At 66.0% G+C, this 16,053-nt stretch carries 26 protein-coding genes; 25 read left to right on the top strand and 1 reads right to left on the bottom strand.

From position 1 onward, the window contains the following. The first annotated feature begins 10 nt into the window (after positions 1-10). From fusA to ACE3OG_RS05055, 25 genes are all read left to right on the top strand, one after another. On the top strand, positions 11-2,086 hold the full coding sequence (fusA, locus tag ACE3OG_RS05175; RefSeq protein WP_374306482.1) for an elongation factor G: 2,076 nt from the start codon (positions 11-13) through the stop codon (positions 2,084-2,086). A gap of 71 nt (positions 2,087-2,157) precedes the next feature. Beyond that, positions 2,158-3,348: an elongation factor Tu gene (tuf, locus tag ACE3OG_RS05170; RefSeq protein WP_374306480.1), complete on the top strand. Its 1,191-nt coding sequence runs from the start codon at positions 2,158-2,160 to the stop codon at positions 3,346-3,348. Between the two features lie 118 nt (positions 3,349-3,466). Continuing rightward, positions 3,467-3,775, top strand: coding sequence for a 30S ribosomal protein S10 (gene rpsJ / locus ACE3OG_RS05165; RefSeq protein ID WP_012589623.1), 309 nt, complete (start codon positions 3,467-3,469; stop codon positions 3,773-3,775). A 60-nt stretch (positions 3,776-3,835) separates the two neighbouring features. Further along, positions 3,836-4,573: a 50S ribosomal protein L3 gene (gene rplC, locus ACE3OG_RS05160; RefSeq protein ID WP_374306477.1), complete on the top strand. Its 738-nt coding sequence runs from the start codon at positions 3,836-3,838 to the stop codon at positions 4,571-4,573. Continuing rightward, the gene (gene rplD, locus ACE3OG_RS05155; protein ID WP_374306475.1) at positions 4,570-5,190 is read left to right on the top strand and encodes a 50S ribosomal protein L4; all 621 of its coding nucleotides are present in this window, start codon (positions 4,570-4,572) and stop codon (positions 5,188-5,190) included. Before rplC ends, rplD begins: the two co-directional genes overlap by 4 nt. An 8-nt stretch (positions 5,191-5,198) precedes the next feature. Further along, positions 5,199-5,495: a 50S ribosomal protein L23 gene (locus tag ACE3OG_RS05150; protein ID WP_374306605.1), complete on the top strand. Its 297-nt coding sequence runs from the start codon at positions 5,199-5,201 to the stop codon at positions 5,493-5,495. Between the two features lie 25 nt (positions 5,496-5,520). Then, positions 5,521-6,360: a 50S ribosomal protein L2 gene (gene rplB / locus ACE3OG_RS05145; RefSeq protein WP_374306474.1), complete on the top strand. Its 840-nt coding sequence runs from the start codon at positions 5,521-5,523 to the stop codon at positions 6,358-6,360. A 2-nt stretch (positions 6,361-6,362) separates the two neighbouring features. After that, a complete protein-coding gene (gene rpsS / locus ACE3OG_RS05140) occupies positions 6,363-6,641 on the top strand; it encodes a 30S ribosomal protein S19 (RefSeq protein ID WP_374306473.1) in 279 nt (92 codons plus the stop codon). A 1-nt stretch (position 6,642) separates the two neighbouring features. Continuing rightward, positions 6,643-7,026 (top strand): 50S ribosomal protein L22, encoded by a 384-nt coding sequence (gene rplV, locus ACE3OG_RS05135; protein ID WP_374306472.1) that lies wholly within the window; start codon positions 6,643-6,645, stop codon positions 7,024-7,026. A 9-nt stretch (positions 7,027-7,035) separates the two neighbouring features. Continuing rightward, entirely contained in the window at positions 7,036-7,752 is a 717-nt protein-coding gene (gene rpsC / locus ACE3OG_RS05130; RefSeq protein ID WP_374306471.1) for a 30S ribosomal protein S3, read from the top strand. A 28-nt stretch (positions 7,753-7,780) separates the two neighbouring features. Then, a complete protein-coding gene (gene rplP, locus ACE3OG_RS05125) occupies positions 7,781-8,194 on the top strand; it encodes a 50S ribosomal protein L16 (RefSeq protein ID WP_374306470.1) in 414 nt (137 codons plus the stop codon). Between the two features lie 5 nt (positions 8,195-8,199). After that, positions 8,200-8,406: a 50S ribosomal protein L29 gene (gene rpmC, locus ACE3OG_RS05120; protein WP_374306469.1), complete on the top strand. Its 207-nt coding sequence runs from the start codon at positions 8,200-8,202 to the stop codon at positions 8,404-8,406. A gap of 43 nt (positions 8,407-8,449) precedes the next feature. Beyond that, positions 8,450-8,701: a 30S ribosomal protein S17 gene (gene rpsQ / locus ACE3OG_RS05115; RefSeq protein WP_374306468.1), complete on the top strand. Its 252-nt coding sequence runs from the start codon at positions 8,450-8,452 to the stop codon at positions 8,699-8,701. Between the two features lie 84 nt (positions 8,702-8,785). Further along, positions 8,786-9,154 (top strand): 50S ribosomal protein L14, encoded by a 369-nt coding sequence (gene rplN, locus ACE3OG_RS05110; RefSeq protein WP_374306467.1) that lies wholly within the window; start codon positions 8,786-8,788, stop codon positions 9,152-9,154. Then, the gene (gene rplX, locus ACE3OG_RS05105; protein WP_374306466.1) at positions 9,154-9,471 is read left to right on the top strand and encodes a 50S ribosomal protein L24; all 318 of its coding nucleotides are present in this window, start codon (positions 9,154-9,156) and stop codon (positions 9,469-9,471) included. Before rplN ends, rplX begins: the two co-directional genes overlap by 1 nt. Next, the gene (gene rplE / locus ACE3OG_RS05100) at positions 9,464-10,180 is read left to right on the top strand and encodes a 50S ribosomal protein L5 (RefSeq protein WP_374306465.1); all 717 of its coding nucleotides are present in this window, start codon (positions 9,464-9,466) and stop codon (positions 10,178-10,180) included. The genes rplX and rplE overlap by 8 nt, the downstream gene beginning before the upstream one ends. A gap of 45 nt (positions 10,181-10,225) precedes the next feature. Beyond that, positions 10,226-10,531, top strand: coding sequence for a 30S ribosomal protein S14 (rpsN, locus tag ACE3OG_RS05095; RefSeq protein ID WP_374306464.1), 306 nt, complete (start codon positions 10,226-10,228; stop codon positions 10,529-10,531). Between the two features lie 10 nt (positions 10,532-10,541). After that, complete coding sequence (rpsH, locus tag ACE3OG_RS05090) at positions 10,542-10,940, top strand: 30S ribosomal protein S8 (protein ID WP_374306463.1); 399 nt, start codon at positions 10,542-10,544, stop codon at positions 10,938-10,940. A gap of 22 nt (positions 10,941-10,962) precedes the next feature. After that, positions 10,963-11,496: a 50S ribosomal protein L6 gene (rplF, locus tag ACE3OG_RS05085; RefSeq protein ID WP_374306462.1), complete on the top strand. Its 534-nt coding sequence runs from the start codon at positions 10,963-10,965 to the stop codon at positions 11,494-11,496. A 21-nt stretch (positions 11,497-11,517) separates the two neighbouring features. Beyond that, positions 11,518-11,880 carry a 50S ribosomal protein L18 gene (rplR, locus tag ACE3OG_RS05080; RefSeq protein ID WP_374306461.1) on the top strand — a complete coding sequence of 121 codons (363 nt, stop codon included), beginning with the start codon at positions 11,518-11,520 and terminating at the stop codon, positions 11,878-11,880. Positions 11,881-11,948: 68 nt separating this feature from the next. Beyond that, a complete protein-coding gene (rpsE, locus tag ACE3OG_RS05075) occupies positions 11,949-12,518 on the top strand; it encodes a 30S ribosomal protein S5 (RefSeq protein WP_374306460.1) in 570 nt (189 codons plus the stop codon). A gap of 10 nt (positions 12,519-12,528) precedes the next feature. Then, positions 12,529-12,720 (top strand): 50S ribosomal protein L30, encoded by a 192-nt coding sequence (gene rpmD, locus ACE3OG_RS05070; RefSeq protein WP_374306459.1) that lies wholly within the window; start codon positions 12,529-12,531, stop codon positions 12,718-12,720. A gap of 23 nt (positions 12,721-12,743) precedes the next feature. Then, positions 12,744-13,229 carry a 50S ribosomal protein L15 gene (gene rplO, locus ACE3OG_RS05065; protein WP_374306458.1) on the top strand — a complete coding sequence of 162 codons (486 nt, stop codon included), beginning with the start codon at positions 12,744-12,746 and terminating at the stop codon, positions 13,227-13,229. 237 nt (positions 13,230-13,466) lie between these two features. Then, positions 13,467-14,795: a preprotein translocase subunit SecY gene (gene secY, locus ACE3OG_RS05060; RefSeq protein ID WP_374306457.1), complete on the top strand. Its 1,329-nt coding sequence runs from the start codon at positions 13,467-13,469 to the stop codon at positions 14,793-14,795. Next, on the top strand, positions 14,792-15,373 hold the full coding sequence (locus ACE3OG_RS05055) for an adenylate kinase (protein ID WP_374306456.1): 582 nt from the start codon (positions 14,792-14,794) through the stop codon (positions 15,371-15,373). The genes secY and ACE3OG_RS05055 overlap by 4 nt, the downstream gene beginning before the upstream one ends. 15 nt (positions 15,374-15,388) lie before the next feature. Here the strand turns inward: ACE3OG_RS05055 and ACE3OG_RS05050 are convergent, their stop codons facing one another. Further along, positions 15,389-15,838 (bottom strand): Rrf2 family transcriptional regulator, encoded by a 450-nt coding sequence (locus ACE3OG_RS05050; protein WP_374306455.1) that lies wholly within the window; start codon positions 15,836-15,838, stop codon positions 15,389-15,391. Positions 15,839-16,053 lie beyond the last annotated feature (215 nt).

Raw genomic sequence — 16,053 nt, 5'->3', positions numbered from 1 at the left:
AATTTTGACTATGCCGCGCAGCCATAAAATCGAAGACTACCGCAACTTCGGCATCATGGCCCACATCGATGCGGGCAAGACGACGACGACGGAGCGCATCCTCTACTATTCCGGCAAGTCGCATAAGATCGGCGAGGTGCACGAAGGCGCCGCGACGATGGACTGGATGGAGCAGGAGCAGGAGCGCGGCATCACGATCACGTCGGCCGCGACCACGACCTTCTGGAACGGCAAGCGCCTCAACATCATCGACACGCCCGGCCACGTCGACTTCACCATCGAGGTCGAGCGTTCGCTGCGCGTGCTCGACGGCGCGGTATGCGTGCTCGACGGCAACCAGGGCGTCGAGCCGCAGACTGAGACGGTGTGGCGCCAGGCCGACAAATACGCGGTGCCGCGCGTCGTGTTCGTCAACAAGATGGACAAGATCGGCGCCGACTTCTACCGCTGCGTCGACGACATCAAGACGAAGGTCGGCGGCCGTCCCGTGTGCATCCAGCTGCCGATCGGCGCGGAATCCGACTTCAAGGGCGTGATCGACCTCGTCCGCATGAAGGCGGTGGTCTGGGAGGACGAGGGCCTCGGCGCGAAGTATCACGACGAGGAAATTCCGGCCGACCTCAAGGACAAGGCCGACGAATACCGCAACGCCATGATCGAGGCCGCCGTCGAGCTCGACGACGACGTCATGGCCGCCTATCTCGACGGGCAGGAGCCGGACGAGGAGACGCTGAAGCGGCTCATCCGCAAGGCGGTGCGCGGCATCGTCTTCATTCCGGTGCTGTGCGGCTCGTCGTTCAAGAACAAGGGCGTGCAGCCGCTGCTCGACGCCGTCGTCGATTACCTTCCCTCGCCCGCCGACCGCGAGGCGATCAAGGGCGTCGATCCCGCCACCGGCGAAGAGATCGTCCGCCTGCCGCGCGACGAGGACCCGTTCTCGATGCTCGCGTTCAAGATCATGGACGATCCGTTCGTCGGCTCGCTCACCTTCGCGCGCGTTTATTCCGGCTCCGTCGAGTCCGGCACCACGGTGCTGAACTCGACCAAGGACAAACGCGAGCGCGTCGGCCGCATGTTGCTGATGCACGCCAACAACCGCGAGGACATCAAGGAAGCTTATGCGGGCGATATCGTCGCGCTCGCCGGCCTCAAGGAGACGCGCACCGGCGACACGCTGTGCGACCTCAACAAGCCGGTGATCCTCGAGCGGATGGAGTTCCCGGAGCCGGTCATCGAGATCGCCATCGAGCCGAAGTCGAAGGCCGACCAGGAGAAGCTCGGCCTCGCGCTCGCGAAGCTGGCGGCCGAGGATCCGTCCTTCCGCGTGTCGACCGACCAGGAATCCGGCCAGACCATCCTCAAGGGGATGGGCGAACTGCATCTCGACATCAAGGTCGACATCCTGAAGCGCACCTACAAGGTCGACGCCAACATCGGCGCGCCGCAGGTCGCCTATCGCGAGCGTCTGACCAAGAAGGTGCAGATCGACTACACGCACAAGAAGCAGACCGGCGGCACGGGCCAGTTCGCCCGCGTCATCATCGACTTCGAGCCGAACGAGCCGGGTGCCGGCAACAGCTTCGAATCGAAGATCGTCGGCGGCGCGGTGCCGAAGGAGTTCATCCCCGGCGTCGAGAAGGGCATCAACAGCGTGATGGGCGCCGGCGTGCTCGCCGGCTTCCCGGTCGTCGACGTCAAGGCGACGCTGGTCGACGGCGGCTTCCACGACGTCGACTCCTCGGTGCTCGCCTTCGAGATCGCGTCGCGCGCGGCGTTCCGCGAGGCGCTGCAGAAGGGCGGCTCGGTGCTGCTCGAGCCGATCATGAAAGTCGAGGTCACGACGCCCGAGGACTACACCGGATCGGTCATGGGCGACCTGCTCGGCCGGCGCGGCCAGGTCCAGGGCCAGGACATGCGCGGCAACGCCGTCGTCATCAACGCGATGGTTCCGCTCGCCAACATGTTCGGCTACGTCAACCAGCTGCGTTCGTTCAGCCAGGGCCGCGCGAACTACAGCATGCAGTTCGATCACTATGAACAGGTCCCCGCGGGCGAAGCCGCGAAGGTCCAAGCGAAATACGCCTAGTCACACACGCCCCGCCACGGTCTGCGCAGGGCGCGGCGGCGGGAAGCGAAGCGTTCTAGAGGAGCCACACCATGGGCAAGGAAAAGTTTCAGCGGAACAAGCCGCATTGCAACATCGGCACGATCGGTCACGTCGACCACGGCAAGACCTCGCTGACGGCTGCGATCACCAAGGTTCTCGCTGAGACCGGCGGCGCCACCTTCACGGCCTACGACCAGATCGACAAGGCCCCGGAAGAGAAGGCCCGCGGCATCACCATCTCGACCGCCCACGTCGAGTACGAGACCAAGAACCGCCACTACGCCCACGTCGACTGCCCCGGCCACGCCGACTATGTGAAGAACATGATCACCGGCGCGGCGCAGATGGACGGCGCGATCCTTGTCGTGTCGGCCGCCGACGGTCCGATGCCGCAGACGCGCGAGCACATCCTGCTCGCCCGTCAGGTCGGCGTACCGGCGCTCGTCGTGTTCATGAACAAGGTCGACATGGTCGACGATCCGGAGCTGCTCGAGCTCGTCGAGCTCGAGGTGCGCGAGCTGCTCTCGAAGTACGAATTCCCCGGCGACGACATCCCGATCACCAAGGGTTCGGCGCTGTGCGCGCTCGAGGGCAAGCAGCCCGAGATCGGCCATGACGCGATCCTGAAGCTGATGCAGACGGTCGACGACTACATTCCGCAGCCCGAGCGCCCGGTCGATCTGCCCTTCCTGATGCCGGTCGAGGACGTGTTCTCGATCTCCGGCCGCGGCACTGTCGTGACCGGCCGCGTCGAGCGCGGGATCATCAAGGTCGGCGAGGAAATCGAGATCGTCGGCCTGCGTCCGACCGTCAAGACCACGGTCACCGGCGTCGAGATGTTCCGCAAGCTGCTCGACCAGGGCCAGGCCGGCGACAACATCGGCGCGCTGCTGCGCGGCACCAAGCGCGAGGAGGTCGAGCGCGGCCAGGTGCTGTGCAAGCCCGGCTCCGTCAAGCCGCACACCAAGTTCAAGGCCGAGGCCTACATCCTCACCAAGGACGAGGGCGGCCGCCACACGCCGTTCTTCACCAACTACCGTCCGCAGTTCTACTTCCGCACCACCGACGTCACTGGCGTCGTGACCCTGCCGGAAGGCACCGAGATGGTCATGCCGGGCGACAACGTGACGATGGACGTCGAGCTGATCGCGCCGATCGCGATGGAGGAGAAGCTGCGCTTCGCCATCCGGGAGGGCGGCCGCACCGTCGGCGCGGGCGTCGTCGCCTCGATCAAAGAGTAAGACGGGCTGTGCAGCCTGCCGGCCGGGGTTTTAGGTCCGGCCGGCGCTCACGGGCGCAGGACTTAATGCGAGCCGGCGGGACGGGATCATCCGGCGCGGGCCGACAGGGATTTCATTGATGAACGGCCAGAACATCCGCATTCGCCTCAAGGCGTTCGATCATCGGATCCTCGACACCTCCACGAAGGAGATCGTGTCGACGGCGAAGCGGACGGGCGCGCATGTTCGCGGCCCCATTCCGCTGCCGACCAAGATCGAGAAATTCACCGTGAACCGCTCGCCCCACGTCGACAAGAAGTCGCGCGAACAGTTCGAGATCAGGACCCACAAGCGGGTTCTCGACATCGTCGATCCGACGCCGCAGACCGTCGACGCGCTCATGAAGCTCGACCTCGCCGCCGGCGTCGACGTCGAGATCAAGCTTTGACGCGGGGCCGCGCGGGCCTTGGGCCCGCGGCCGGGCGGAAGGGATTTTAAGGATTAAGCCATGCGGTCAGGTGTCATCGCACAAAAGGTCGGCATGACCCGCGTCTTCAACGACGGCGGCGAGCATGTGCCGGTCACGGTCTTGAAGCTGGACGGATGCCAGGTCGTCGCGCACCGCACGAAGGAGCGCAACGGCTACACGGCGCTCCAGCTCGGGATCGGTCGCGCCAAGGTCAAGAACGTGTCGAAGGCCGAGCGCGGCCGCTTCGCGGTGGCGCAGGTCGAGCCGAAGCTCAAGCTCGCCGAGTTCCGCGTCGCCGAAGACGCGATGCTGCCGGTGGGCGCCGAGATCACGGCCGACCACTTCGTCGTCGGTCAGTTCGTCGACGTGACGGGCTCGAGCACGGGCAAGGGCTTCGCCGGCCCGATGAAGCGCTGGAACTTCGGCGGCCTGCGCGCGACGCACGGCGTGTCGATCTCGCATCGTTCGCATGGTTCGACCGGCGGCCGTCAGGACCCGGGAAAGACCTTCAAGAACAAGAAGATGGCCGGCCATATGGGCTGCGAGCGCGTCACCACGCTCAATCTGCGCGTGGTGCAGCTCGATATCCCGCGCGGGCTGATTCTCGTCGAGGGCGCCGTTCCGGGCGTCGCCGGCGGCTGGATCTACGTCCGCGACGCGGTGAAGAAGGCGCTGCCGAAGGACGTTCCGCAGCCGGGCAAATACCGCCTCGCCAATGGCGCCGATGCTCCGGCCGCCGCGGCGGGCGAGGAATCGGAGACGGGAGCGCAAGCGTGAAGATCGACATTACGACCATCGCCGGCGAAGCCGCCGGGTCGATCGAGCTTGACGACTCGATCTTCGGCCTCGAGCCGCGCGAGGACCTCATCGCCCGCATGGTGCGCTACCAGCTCGCCAAGCGCCGCGCCGGCACGCACAAGACCAAGGGCCGCGCGGAGATCGCCCGCACCGGCAAGAAGCTCTACAAGCAGAAGGGCACCGGCCAGGCGCGGCACGGCTCGGCTCGCGTGCCGCAGTTCCGCGGCGGCGGGCGCGCCTTCGGTCCGGTGGTGCGCTCGCATGCGCATGACCTGCCGAAGAAGGTCCGCGCCCTCGCGCTGAAGCACGCCCTCTCGGCGAAGGCGCAGGACGGCGGCGTCATCGTGTGGGCCGAGGCGAACGCGTCGGAAGCCAAGACCAAGAGCCTCAAGGCCGATTTCGCTAAGGCGGGCCTCGCCAACGCGCTGATCGTCGACGGCGCCGAGCTCAATCAGAATTTCGCGCTCGCCGCGCGCAACATTCCGCAGATCGACGTCCTGCCGGTGCAGGGCATCAACGTCTACGACATTCTTCGCCGCGAGAAGCTGGTTCTGACCAGGGCCGCGGTCGACGCCCTGGAGGCGCGGTTCAAATGAGCTCGAAACTGGCGCTCGACGCGCATCATTACGACGTCATCGTCGCTCCGGTGATCACCGAGAAGGCGACGCTCGCCTCCGAGGCCAACCAGGTGATCTTCAAGGTTCGCCGCAACGCGACGAAGCCGGAGATCAAGGCTGCCGTCGAGCGCCTCTTCGAAGTCAAGGTGACGAGCGTCAACACGCTCATCCGCAAGGGCAAGAAGAAGATCTTCAAGGGGACGCGCGGCGTCCAGTCAGACGTGAAGAAGGCGGTCGTCACCCTCGCCGAGGGCGACAAGATCGACGTCACGACCGGTCTTTGAGCCAGGGATTTAAGGAACTACGCCAATGGCGCTGAAGACGTTCAAACCGGTCACTCCGGGCCTTCGCCAGCTCGTGATCGTCGACCGCAGCGACCTCTACAAGGGCAAGCCGCTGAAGCAGCTGACCGAGGGCAAGACGTCTTCGGGCGGCCGCAACAACAATGGCCGCGTGACGGTGCGCTTCCGCGGCGGCGGCCACAAGCAGAGCTACCGCCTCATCGACTTCAAGCGTCGCAAGCTCGACGTCGCCGCGAAGGTGGAGCGGATCGAATATGATCCGAACCGCACCTCCTTCATCGCCCTGATCCGCTACGCCGACGGCGAGATGTCCTACATCATCGCGCCGCAGCGGCTCGCCGTGGGCGACGAGGTGATCTCCTCGCAGCAGGCCGACGTGAAGCCCGGCAACGCGATGCCGCTGGCCTCGATGCCGGTCGGCACGATCGTGCACAACATCGAGATGAAGATCGGCAAGGGCGCCGCCATGGTGCGCTCGGCCGGAACCTTCGCTCAGATCGTCGGCCGCGATCAGGGTTACGTCATCATCCGCCTCAACTCGGGCGAGCAACGGCTCATTCACGGCCAGTGCTTCGCGACCGTCGGCGCGGTGTCGAACCCCGACCACATGAACGCCTCGATCGGCAAGGCGGGACGCAGCCGCTGGCTCGGCCGGCGCCCGCACAACCGCGGCGTGACCATGAACCCGGTCGACCATCCGCACGGCGGCGGCGAAGGCCGCACCTCGGGCGGCCGCCATCCGGTCACGCCCTGGGGCAAGCCGACCAAGGGCAAGAAGACCCGCTCGAACAAGTCGACCACGAAATTCATCGTGACCTCGCGTCACAAGAGCAAGAAGAAGGGCTGACGATGGCTCGCTCGATCTGGAAAGGGCCGTTCGTCGACGGCTATCTCTTGAAGAAGGCGGACGCCGCGCGCGCTTCGGGCCGCTCGGAAATCATCAAGATCTGGAGCCGGCGCTCCACTATTCTGCCGCAGTTCGTCGGCCTGACGTTCGGCGTGCACAACGGCCACAAGCATGTCCCGGTCCTCGTGACCGAGGAGATGATCGGCCACAAATTCGGCGAGTTCTCGCCGACGCGGACCTTCCACGGCCACGCGGCGGACAAGAAGGCGCGGAGGGGCTGACATGTCGAAGGAAAAGACGCCGCGCGCGCTCAAGGACAATGAGGCGAAGGCCGTCGCGCGCATGCTGCGCATCAGCCCGCAGAAGCTCAATCTTCTGGCCCAGCTGATCCGCGGCAAGAAGGTCGAGCGCGCGCTCGCCGACCTCGAATTCTCGCGCAAGCGCGCCGCCTTCGACGTCCGCAAGACGCTCGAGAGCGCGATCGCCAACGCCGAGAACAACCACAGCCTCGAGGTTGACGACCTCGTCGTCGCGGAGGCCTACGTCGGCAAGGCGCTCGTCATGAAGCGCTTCAGCGCGCGGGCGCGCGGCCGCTCGGGGCGCATCGAGAAGCCGTTCTCGCATCTGACCATCGTGCTGCGCGAAGTCGCGGCGCCGGCGGCGTAAGAGGATAAGATGGGACAGAAAGTCAATCCGATCGGCCTTCGCCTCGGCGTCAACCGCACCTGGGATTCGCGCTGGTTCGCGGCCAAGGGCGAGTACGGCAAGCTGCTGCACGAGGACATGGCGATTCGCGCCGCGCTGATGAAGGCGCTGAAGCAGGCCGCCGTCTCGAAGATCGTCATCGAGCGGCCGCACAAGAAGTGCCGGGTGACGATCTACTCCGCTCGCCCCGGCGTCGTCATCGGCAAGAAGGGCGCGGACATCGACAAGATCCGCAAGCTCGTCGCCAAGATGACCGACAGCGAGGTGGTCATCAACATCGTCGAGGTGCGCAAGCCGGAGATCGACGCGACCCTCGTCGCCGACTCGATCGCGCAGCAGCTCGAGCGTCGCGTCGCCTTCCGCCGCGCCATGAAGCGCGCCGTCCAGTCGGCGATGCGCCTCGGCGCGGAAGGCATCCGCATCAACTGCTCCGGCCGTCTCGGCGGCGCCGAGATCGCCCGCCTCGAATGGTACCGCGAGGGCCGCGTGCCGCTGCATACGCTGCGCGCCGACGTCGACTATGGCGTGGCCACCGCCCACACCGCCTACGGCGCCTGCGGCATCAAGGTCTGGATCTTCAAGGGCGAAATCCTCGAGCATGATCCGATGGCCCAGGACAAGAAGCTGGCCGAGCAGGACCATGGCGGCGGCGGCGAGCGCCGGCGGCGCGACCGCGACGCGGCCTGAGCCCAGAGAATTCTGAGAGTTTCGCATCATGCTGCAACCCAAGCGCACCAAATTCCGCAAGGCCTTCAAAGGCCGCATCCATGGCGCGTCGAAAGGCGGCTTCGAGCTCAACTTCGGTCAGTTCGGCCTGAAGGCGCTCGAGCCCGAGCGGATCACCGCGCGCCAGATCGAGGCGGCTCGCCGCGCCATGACGCGCCACATGAAGCGCGCCGGCCGCGTGTGGATCCGCATCTTCCCCGACGTGCCGGTGTCGAAGAAGCCGACCGAAGTGCGCATGGGCAAGGGCAAGGGCGCGCCGGAGCTATGGGCCGTGCGCGTCGCGCCGGGCCGCATCATGTTCGAGCTCGACGGCGTGCCGGCCGAGCTCGCCCGCGAAGCGCTCCGCCTCGCCTCGGCGAAGCTGCCGATCAAGACGCGCTTCATCCAGCGCATCCAGGAGTGAAGGCCATGAAGGCGAAGCAGCGTTTGGCCGACATCAAGGTCATGACCGGCGACCAGATCGAACAGGAGATCCTGAACCTCAAGAAGGAGCAGTTCAATCTCCGCTTCCAGCGCGCGACCGGCCAGCTCGAGAACACCGCCCGCGTGCGGGAGGTGCGTCGCGACATCGCCCGACTGAGGACGGTCGCGGCGCAGCAGGTCGCCAAGAAATAGGTTTCATCCGGCCCGGCCGGTCCGACAGAACAGGTTCAAGATTATGCCGAAGCGAATTCTCCAGGGCGTCGTCGTGAGCGACAAGCAGGAAAAGACCCTCGTCGTGAAGGTCGAGCGCCGGTTCACGCACCCGCTTCTGAAGAAGACGGTGCGGCGCTCGAAGAACTATCACGCGCATGACGAGTCGAAGGCTTTCAAGGTCGGCGACACCGTGTCGATCGAGGAGACGCGGCCGATGTCGAAGCTCAAGCGCTGGATCGTCCTGCCGGCGGCGCAAGCCAAGGCCGACGCCTAGAAATAAACAGGGAGGTCCGCCTCCTGCAGACGTAGTCCGGAACGCCGTTCCGGAAACCGCTCTGGCCAGAAAGGTTACGTAGCCATGATCCAGATGCAGACGAATCTCGACGTCGCCGACAATTCCGGCGCGCGCCGCGTCATGTGCATCAAGGTGCTCGGCGGCTCGAAGCGCAAATACGCGAGCGTCGGGGACATCATCGTCGTGTCCGTCAAGGAGGCGATTCCGCGCGGGCGCGTCAAGAAGGGCGACGTCATGAAGGCGGTCGTCGTGCGCACGGCCAAGGACATCAAGCGCGCCGACGGATCGGTGATCCGCTTCGATTCCAACGCCGCCGTGCTCATCAACAACCAGGCCGAGCCGATCGGCACCCGCATCTTCGGGCCGGTGCCGCGCGAGCTGCGCGCCCGCAACCAGATGAAGATCGTCTCGCTCGCGCCGGAGGTGCTGTGATGGCCGCCAAGATCAAGAAGGGCGACAAGGTCGTCGTCCTGGTCGGCCGCGACAAGGGCCGCTCGGGCGAGGTGCTCGAGGTCAATCCGAAGGAGGAGCGCGCGCTCGTGCGCGGCGTCAACCTCGTCAAGCGGCACCAGCGGCAGACCGCCAAGCAGGAAGCCGGCATCGTCTCGAAGGAGGCGGCCGTTCATTTGTCGAACCTCGCGATCGCCGACCCCAAGGACGGCAAGCCGACGCGGGTCGGGTTCAAGGTGCTTGAAGACGGCCGCAAGGTCCGCTTCGCGAAGCGTTCCGGAGACGTGATCGATGGCTGAGTCGAAGGCAGGGAAGGGCGGCAAGGGCGCCCCGCAGAAGGGCGGCAAGGACGCGAAGTCCGCCAAGGGCGCGCCGAAGGCGCAGGCCAAGGCCGAGGGCGCGCCGCTGCGCGACCGTCCGGCCGGTCCGACCGCGTCGGCCGCCGAGCTCGCCGCGCCGAAGGGCTACACGCCGCGCCTCAAGAAGCACTATCAGGACGTCGTCCGCGCCCAGCTCATCGAGCAGTTCGGCTACAAGAACCCGCTCGAGGTGCCGACGATCGAGAAGATCGTGCTCAACATGGGCGTCGGCGAGGCGGTCAACGACACCAAGAAGGTGACGCTGGCGGCGGCGGACCTCGGGCTCATCGCCGGCCAGAAGCCGGTGATCACGCGCGCCCGCAAGGCGATCGCCACCTTCAAGGTGCGCGAGCAGATGCCGATCGGGGCCAAGGTCACGCTGCGCAAGACGCGCATGTACGAGTTCCTAGACCGTCTGGTCACGATCGCGCTGCCGCGCATTCGCGACTTCCGCGGCCTCAACCCGAAAAGCTTCGACGGCCGCGGCAACTACGCCCTCGGCGTCAAGGAGCATATCATCTTCCCCGAGATCAACTACGATCAGGTGGAGAGCGTCGTCGGCATGGACATCATCGTGTGCACCACGGCCAAGACCGACGACGAAGCCCGCGCGCTGCTGCGGGCGTTCAACTTCCCGTTCCGGCAGTGAAACGGCTTCGTTTCAGACGCGGCGACCCAGGGGTTTAGAGAATTCATGGCTAAGAAAAGCTCTGTCGAGAAGAACGAACGCCGGCGCAAGCTGGTGAAGCGCTACGCCGCCAAGCGCGCGCGCCTCAAGGCCGTCGCCGAGGACAAGGCGCTCACCGTCGAGGAGCGCTTCGAGGCGCGCCTCAAGCTCGCCGAGATGCCGCGCAACTCGGCCGCGGTGCGCATCCGCAACCGCTGCGAGGTGACGGGGCGTCCACGCGCCTTCAACCGCAAGCTGAAGATGTCGCGCGTCGCGCTGCGGGAGCTGGGGTCGCGCGGCCTCGTCCCGGGCCTCGTGAAGTCGAGCTGGTAGGAGCAGGATCATGGCTGTGAACGATCCGCTGGGCGATATGCTCACCCGCATCCGCAACGCGCAGATGCGCCGCAAGGGCAAGGTCCAGACTCCTGGCTCCAGGCTGCGCGCCCATGTGCTCGACGTGCTCCAGGCCGAGGGCTACATCCGCGGCTACTCGACGACCGAGTACGGCAACGGCCGGACGGAGTTCGAGGTCGAGCTCAAATATTACGACGGCGCTCCGGTGATCCGCGAGATCCAGCGCGTTTCGAAGCCCGGCCGCCGCGTCTATGCGGCGGTCGACGCGATGCCCCGCGTCGCCAACGGCCTCGGCATCACCATCATCTCGACCCCCAAGGGCGTGATGGCGGACCATGCCGCGCGCGAGGCGAACGTCGGCGGCGAAGTGCTGTGCAGGGTCTTCTGACCGAAGGAGCCGAGGAAAAACCATGTCTCGCATCGGAAAGAAGCCGGTCGTCATTCCCGCCGGCGTCACCGCCAACGTCGACGGCCAGTCCGTTTCGGTCAAGGGCGGCAAGGGGCAGCTCTCGTTCACGGCGCCTGACGACGTCTCCGTCGCGCTCGGCGAGGGCGGCGTCACCGTCACGCCGCGCGGCGAAACCAAGCGCGCCCGCGCCATGTGGGGCATGACGCGCTCCATGGTGAACAATCTGGTGATCGGCGTCTCAAAAGGCTTCGAGCGTCGGCTCGAGATCACCGGCGTCGGCTACAAGGCCGCCGTCTCGGGCAAGAACCTGCAGCTGTCGCTCGGCTACAGCCACGACGTGACGTTCCCGATCCCGGAGGGCGTCTCGATCACGACGCCGAAGCCGACGGAGGTCGCCATCGCCGGCATCGACAAGCGGCAGGTCGGGCAGATCGCCTCCGAGATCCGCGCGCTGCGTCCGCCGGAGCCGTACAAGGGCAAGGGCGTCAGATACGCCGGCGAATTCATCTTCCGCAAGGAAGGCAAGAAGAAGTAATCGAAGGATCAGGAGCCTGTCATGGCTAAGGACAATCAGGCGACGCAACGGCGTCAGGCGCGCGTCAGGCGCACTTTGCGCGCTCGCGCCTACGGCAAGCCAAGGCTTTCGGTGTTCCGGTCTTCGAAGCAGATCTATTGCCAGATCATCGACGACGAAGCCGGCCGCACCCTGGCTTCCGCTTCGTCGCTCGAGAAGACGAACCGGGAAAGCCTCAAGACGGGCGCGGACATCGCCGCCGCCCGCGCGATCGGCAAGCTGATCGCCGAGCGCGCCGCCGCAGCCGGCGTCACGGAGGTCGTGTTCGACCGCGGCGCATATATTTATCACGGCCGCGTCAAGGCCCTCGCCGAGGGCGCCCGCGAAGGCGGCCTCAACTTCTGAAGCCCGCGACGGGCGCTCGTCCTGCGCTGCGACGCGGCGGCGAGCTCAAGTGAAAATGGAACGAAGACATGGCGCGTGAAGGTGAAGGCGGCCGGGGCCGCGACCGCGAGGAGCGCGACAGCGAGTTCGTGGACCGGCTGGTCCACATCAACCGCGTCGCCAAGGTGGTGAAGGGCGGCCGCCGCTTCGGCTTCGCCGCGCTCGTCGTGGTCGGCGACCAGAAAGGCCGCGTCGGCTATGGCCACGGCAAGGCCCGCGAGGTGCCGGAGGCGATCCGCAAGGCGACGGAATCCGCCAAGCGCTCGCTGATCCGCGTGCCGCTGCGCGAAGGCCGCACGCTGCATCACGACATCGACGGCCGCCATGGCGCCGGCCGCGTCGTGCTGCGCGCCGCCCCCGCCGGCACCGGCATCATCGCCGGCGGCCCGATGCGCGCGATCTTCGAGACGCTCGGCATGCACGACGTGGTCGCGAAGTCGCAGGGCTCGTCCAATCCCTACAACATGGTTCGCGCGACCTTCGACGCGCTGGGACGCCAGGATTCCCCGCGTTCCGTCGCGGCGCGCCGCAGCCTGAAGGTGTCGGTCCTGCAGGGACGGCGCCTCGGCGGCGAGGCCGACGCGGCCGGCGACGCCTGAGGAGCCTTCGATGACTGATAAAGCCACCGTCACCGTCGAGCAGATCAAGAGCCCCATCGGGCGTCCGGGCGACCAGCGCGCGACCCTTATCGGGCTGAAGCTCAACAAGATCGGCCGCCGCGCCTCGCTCGAGGACACGCCAGCCATCCGCGGCATGATCGCCAAGGTCGCGCATCTCGTGCGCGTCGTCGAGGGCGCCTGAGCGCGGCCGCCAAGGACATTGTCATGAAACTCAACGAAATCAGCGACAACCTCGGCGCGTCGAAGGCGCGCATGCGCGTCGGCCGCGGCATCGGCTCCGGCAAGGGCAAGACCTGCGGCCGCGGCGTCAAGGGCCAGAAGGCCCGCACCGGCGTCTCCATCAAGGGGTTCGAAGGCGGCCAGATGCCGCTGCATCGCCGCCTGCCCAAGCGCGGCTTCCACAATCCGTTCGCGACGGACTACAATGAGGTCAACATCGGCCGCGTTCAGGACGCCGTCGACGCCGGCAGGATCGATCCCGCGCAGGACGTGACGAACGAGGCCCTGCTCGCCGGCGGCGTGGTGTCGAAGCCCCGCGACGGCGTGAAGATCCTCGGCGTCGGAGAGCTCAAGGCCAAGCTGAACTTCAAGGTCGCCGCCGCCTCGAAGAGCGCCGTCGCCGCGATCGAGGCCGCCGGCGGCTCCGTGGAGATCCTCTCCGCCGCGGCGCCGGCCGCGGACGCCGAATAGACGAGCCTTCGCGCGCGTCCAGCGCGCGGGGAAGGGGCTTTCGGTCCCTTCCGGTCTGACCTATAAGAATCTCCGTGCGGACCTGGAAGGGCCGGCGAGCGCGTTCGAGCGTCGCCGCCCGTCTTCGCGCTTCCAGCATTCGGCGCGGCTCGCGCCCGGATCGTCGCCCTGAACGGGCTCGAGCGGCGGCGGGGTTTCGCACGGCAATCCGGCGCCTCCGCGCCCGAGGAGCGTTTCATGGTATCGGCGGCGGAACAGCTAGCGGCGAACGTCAACTGGAGCGCTTTCGGCAAGGCCGAAGAGCTCAAGAAGCGCATCTGGTTCACCCTGGGCGCGCTGATCGTCTACCGACTCGGCACGTATATTCCGCTGCCGGGAATCGACCCGGCGGCGTTCGAGGCGAATTTCACGCATAGCCGGCAGGGCGTTCTCGAACTGTTCAACATGTTCGCCGGCGGCGCCGTCCAGCGCATGGCGATCTTCGCCCTGAACATCATGCCGTATATTTCGGCCTCGATCATCATCCAGCTCCTGACCTCGGTGGTGCCGACGCTCGAGGCGCTGAAGAAAGAGGGCGAGTCCGGCCGCAAGGTCATCAACCAGTACACGCGCTATCTTACGGTGGCGCTCGCCGCCTTCCAGGCCTACGGCATCGCCGTCGGGCTCGAGAGCCAGCAGGGCGTCGTGCTCGACCCGGGATGGTTCTTCCGCCTCTCGACCGTGCTGACCCTGCTCGGCGGCACGATGTTCCTGATGTGGCTCGGCGAGCAGATCACCTCGCGCGGCATCGGCAACGGCTCCTCGCTGATCATTTTCGCGGGCATCGTCGCCGCCTTCCCGGCGGCGATCGTCTCGACGCTCGAACTCGGCCGGCAAGGCGCCATTTCGACGGGCGTGATCATCGGCGTGATGGTCATGTCGGTCGCCGTGATCGCGTTCATCGTCTTCATGGAGCGCGCGCAGCGTCGTCTTCTCATCACCTATCCCAAGCGCCAGCAGGGCAACAAGGTGTACGAGGGGCAGACGTCGTTTCTGCCGCTGAAGCTCAACACGGCCGGCGTCATCCCGCCGATCTTCGCGTCCTCGCTGCTGCTTCTGCCGACGACGATCGCCAATTTCTCGCAACATCAGAGCGGCGTCCTCGGGACGATCTCGAGCCTGCTCGGCCATGGCCGGCCGCTCTATATGGTCGCCTACGTCGGCCTGATCGTCTTCTTCGCCTTCTTCTACACGGCGATCGTGTTCAATCCGGCCGAGACCGCGGACAATCTCAAGAAGCATGGCGGCTTCATCCCCGGCGTGCGCCCGGGCGAACGGACGGCGCAATACATCGACCAGATCCTGACACGGATCACGGTGATCGGCGCCGCCTATCTCGCCTTAATCTGTCTATTGCCGGAAATGCTTATTTCCTACGCCGCCCTTCCATTCTATTTTGGCGGCACGTCGCTGCTCATCGTCGTCAGCGTGACCATGGACACGGTGGCCCAGATTCTCGGGCACCTCCAGGCGCACCAGTACGAAGGATTGATCAAAAAGGCGAAACTGAAGGGGAAACGCAGATGAGGCTTGTTTTTCTTGGCCCGCCCGGGGCCGGAAAGGGGACGCAGTCGGCCCGGATCCAAGAGAAGTACGACATTCCTCAACTTTCCACCGGCGACATGCTTCGCGCCGCTGTGAAGGCGGGAACGCCCACCGGCCTCAAGGCGAAGGCGATCATGGAGGCCGGCGGCCTCGTCCCGGACGAGGTCGTGGTGGGAATCATTTCCGACCGCATCGACGAGCCCGACGCCAAGAACGGCTTCATCCTTGACGGCTTTCCGCGCACCGTGAAGCAGGCGGAGGCGCTCGCCGACATTCTTCTCAAGAAGAAGATCAATCTTGACGCGGTGATCGAGCTAAAGGTCGATCATAACGTCCTGATCGAGCGCATCGAGCGGCGCGCCGCGGAATCGGCTGCGAAGGGCGAGGCGATCCGGGCAGACGACAATCCGGACGCGTTCCGCAAGCGGCTCGAGGCGTACCGCGAGCAGACAGCTCCCGTATCCGCCTTCTATACGTCCAAAGGCGCGTTGAAGGCGGTCGACGGAATGGCCGCGATCGACGACGTCACGGCGCAGATCAACCGGCTGCTGGAGTCCTGAGCACAGGCGCTGGCGTCAGATATGATACATGAGGCGCGCGTCGTCCGACTCGTGGAGGGCGCGCATCTCGGCGAGGGTGCGGTTGTCGAGGACGCTGGAAATGGCGTTGCGCGCCTCGAGCATGATCAGCCGCACCGCGCAGCGTTTCTCGTCGACGCAATCGTCGCAACGTCTGTAGGAGGTCGTGCTGGCGCACTGGATCGGCGCGAGCGGCCCGTCGAGAACGCGGACGATGTGGCCGACGCGGATTTCATGCGCGGACCTAGCCAGCGTGTAGCCGCCGCCTTTTCCTTTCTTCGAGTTCACGAATCCGGCGTTGCGCAATTCGCCGAGGATCGTGTCGAGAAACTTCTTCGGAATCTGGTTGGCTTCGGCGATCTCGCTGACGAGCGTCGCTTCGCCGGGCAGATGGCCGGCGAGATGGACCATCGCTTTCAGCCCGTATTTACCTTTTTTCGTGAGCATCGGGTTCCCGTCGGCCGCCCTGGCGGAAAAAGGCGAAGGCGCGGCCGATCAAAGGGAGATATGCGCCGCTTGAGGCCTTGTCCACTACGAACATAGAATAAAGGCGGCGAACGCGGACGTTGGTTTTGGCGGAACGCTTTCGCCTTGCCTCCGCGCTTTGGGAATGACAGAACGGGCGGAAATTTTCGGCTCTTCGAGGGCCTGTTCGGCGCAAT

The organism is Methylocella sp. (genome assembly GCF_041905455.1).
In the GTDB taxonomy this organism is placed as follows: domain Bacteria; phylum Pseudomonadota; class Alphaproteobacteria; order Rhizobiales; family Beijerinckiaceae; genus Methylocapsa.
This window is presented reverse-complemented; position numbering and strand designations above follow the sequence as displayed.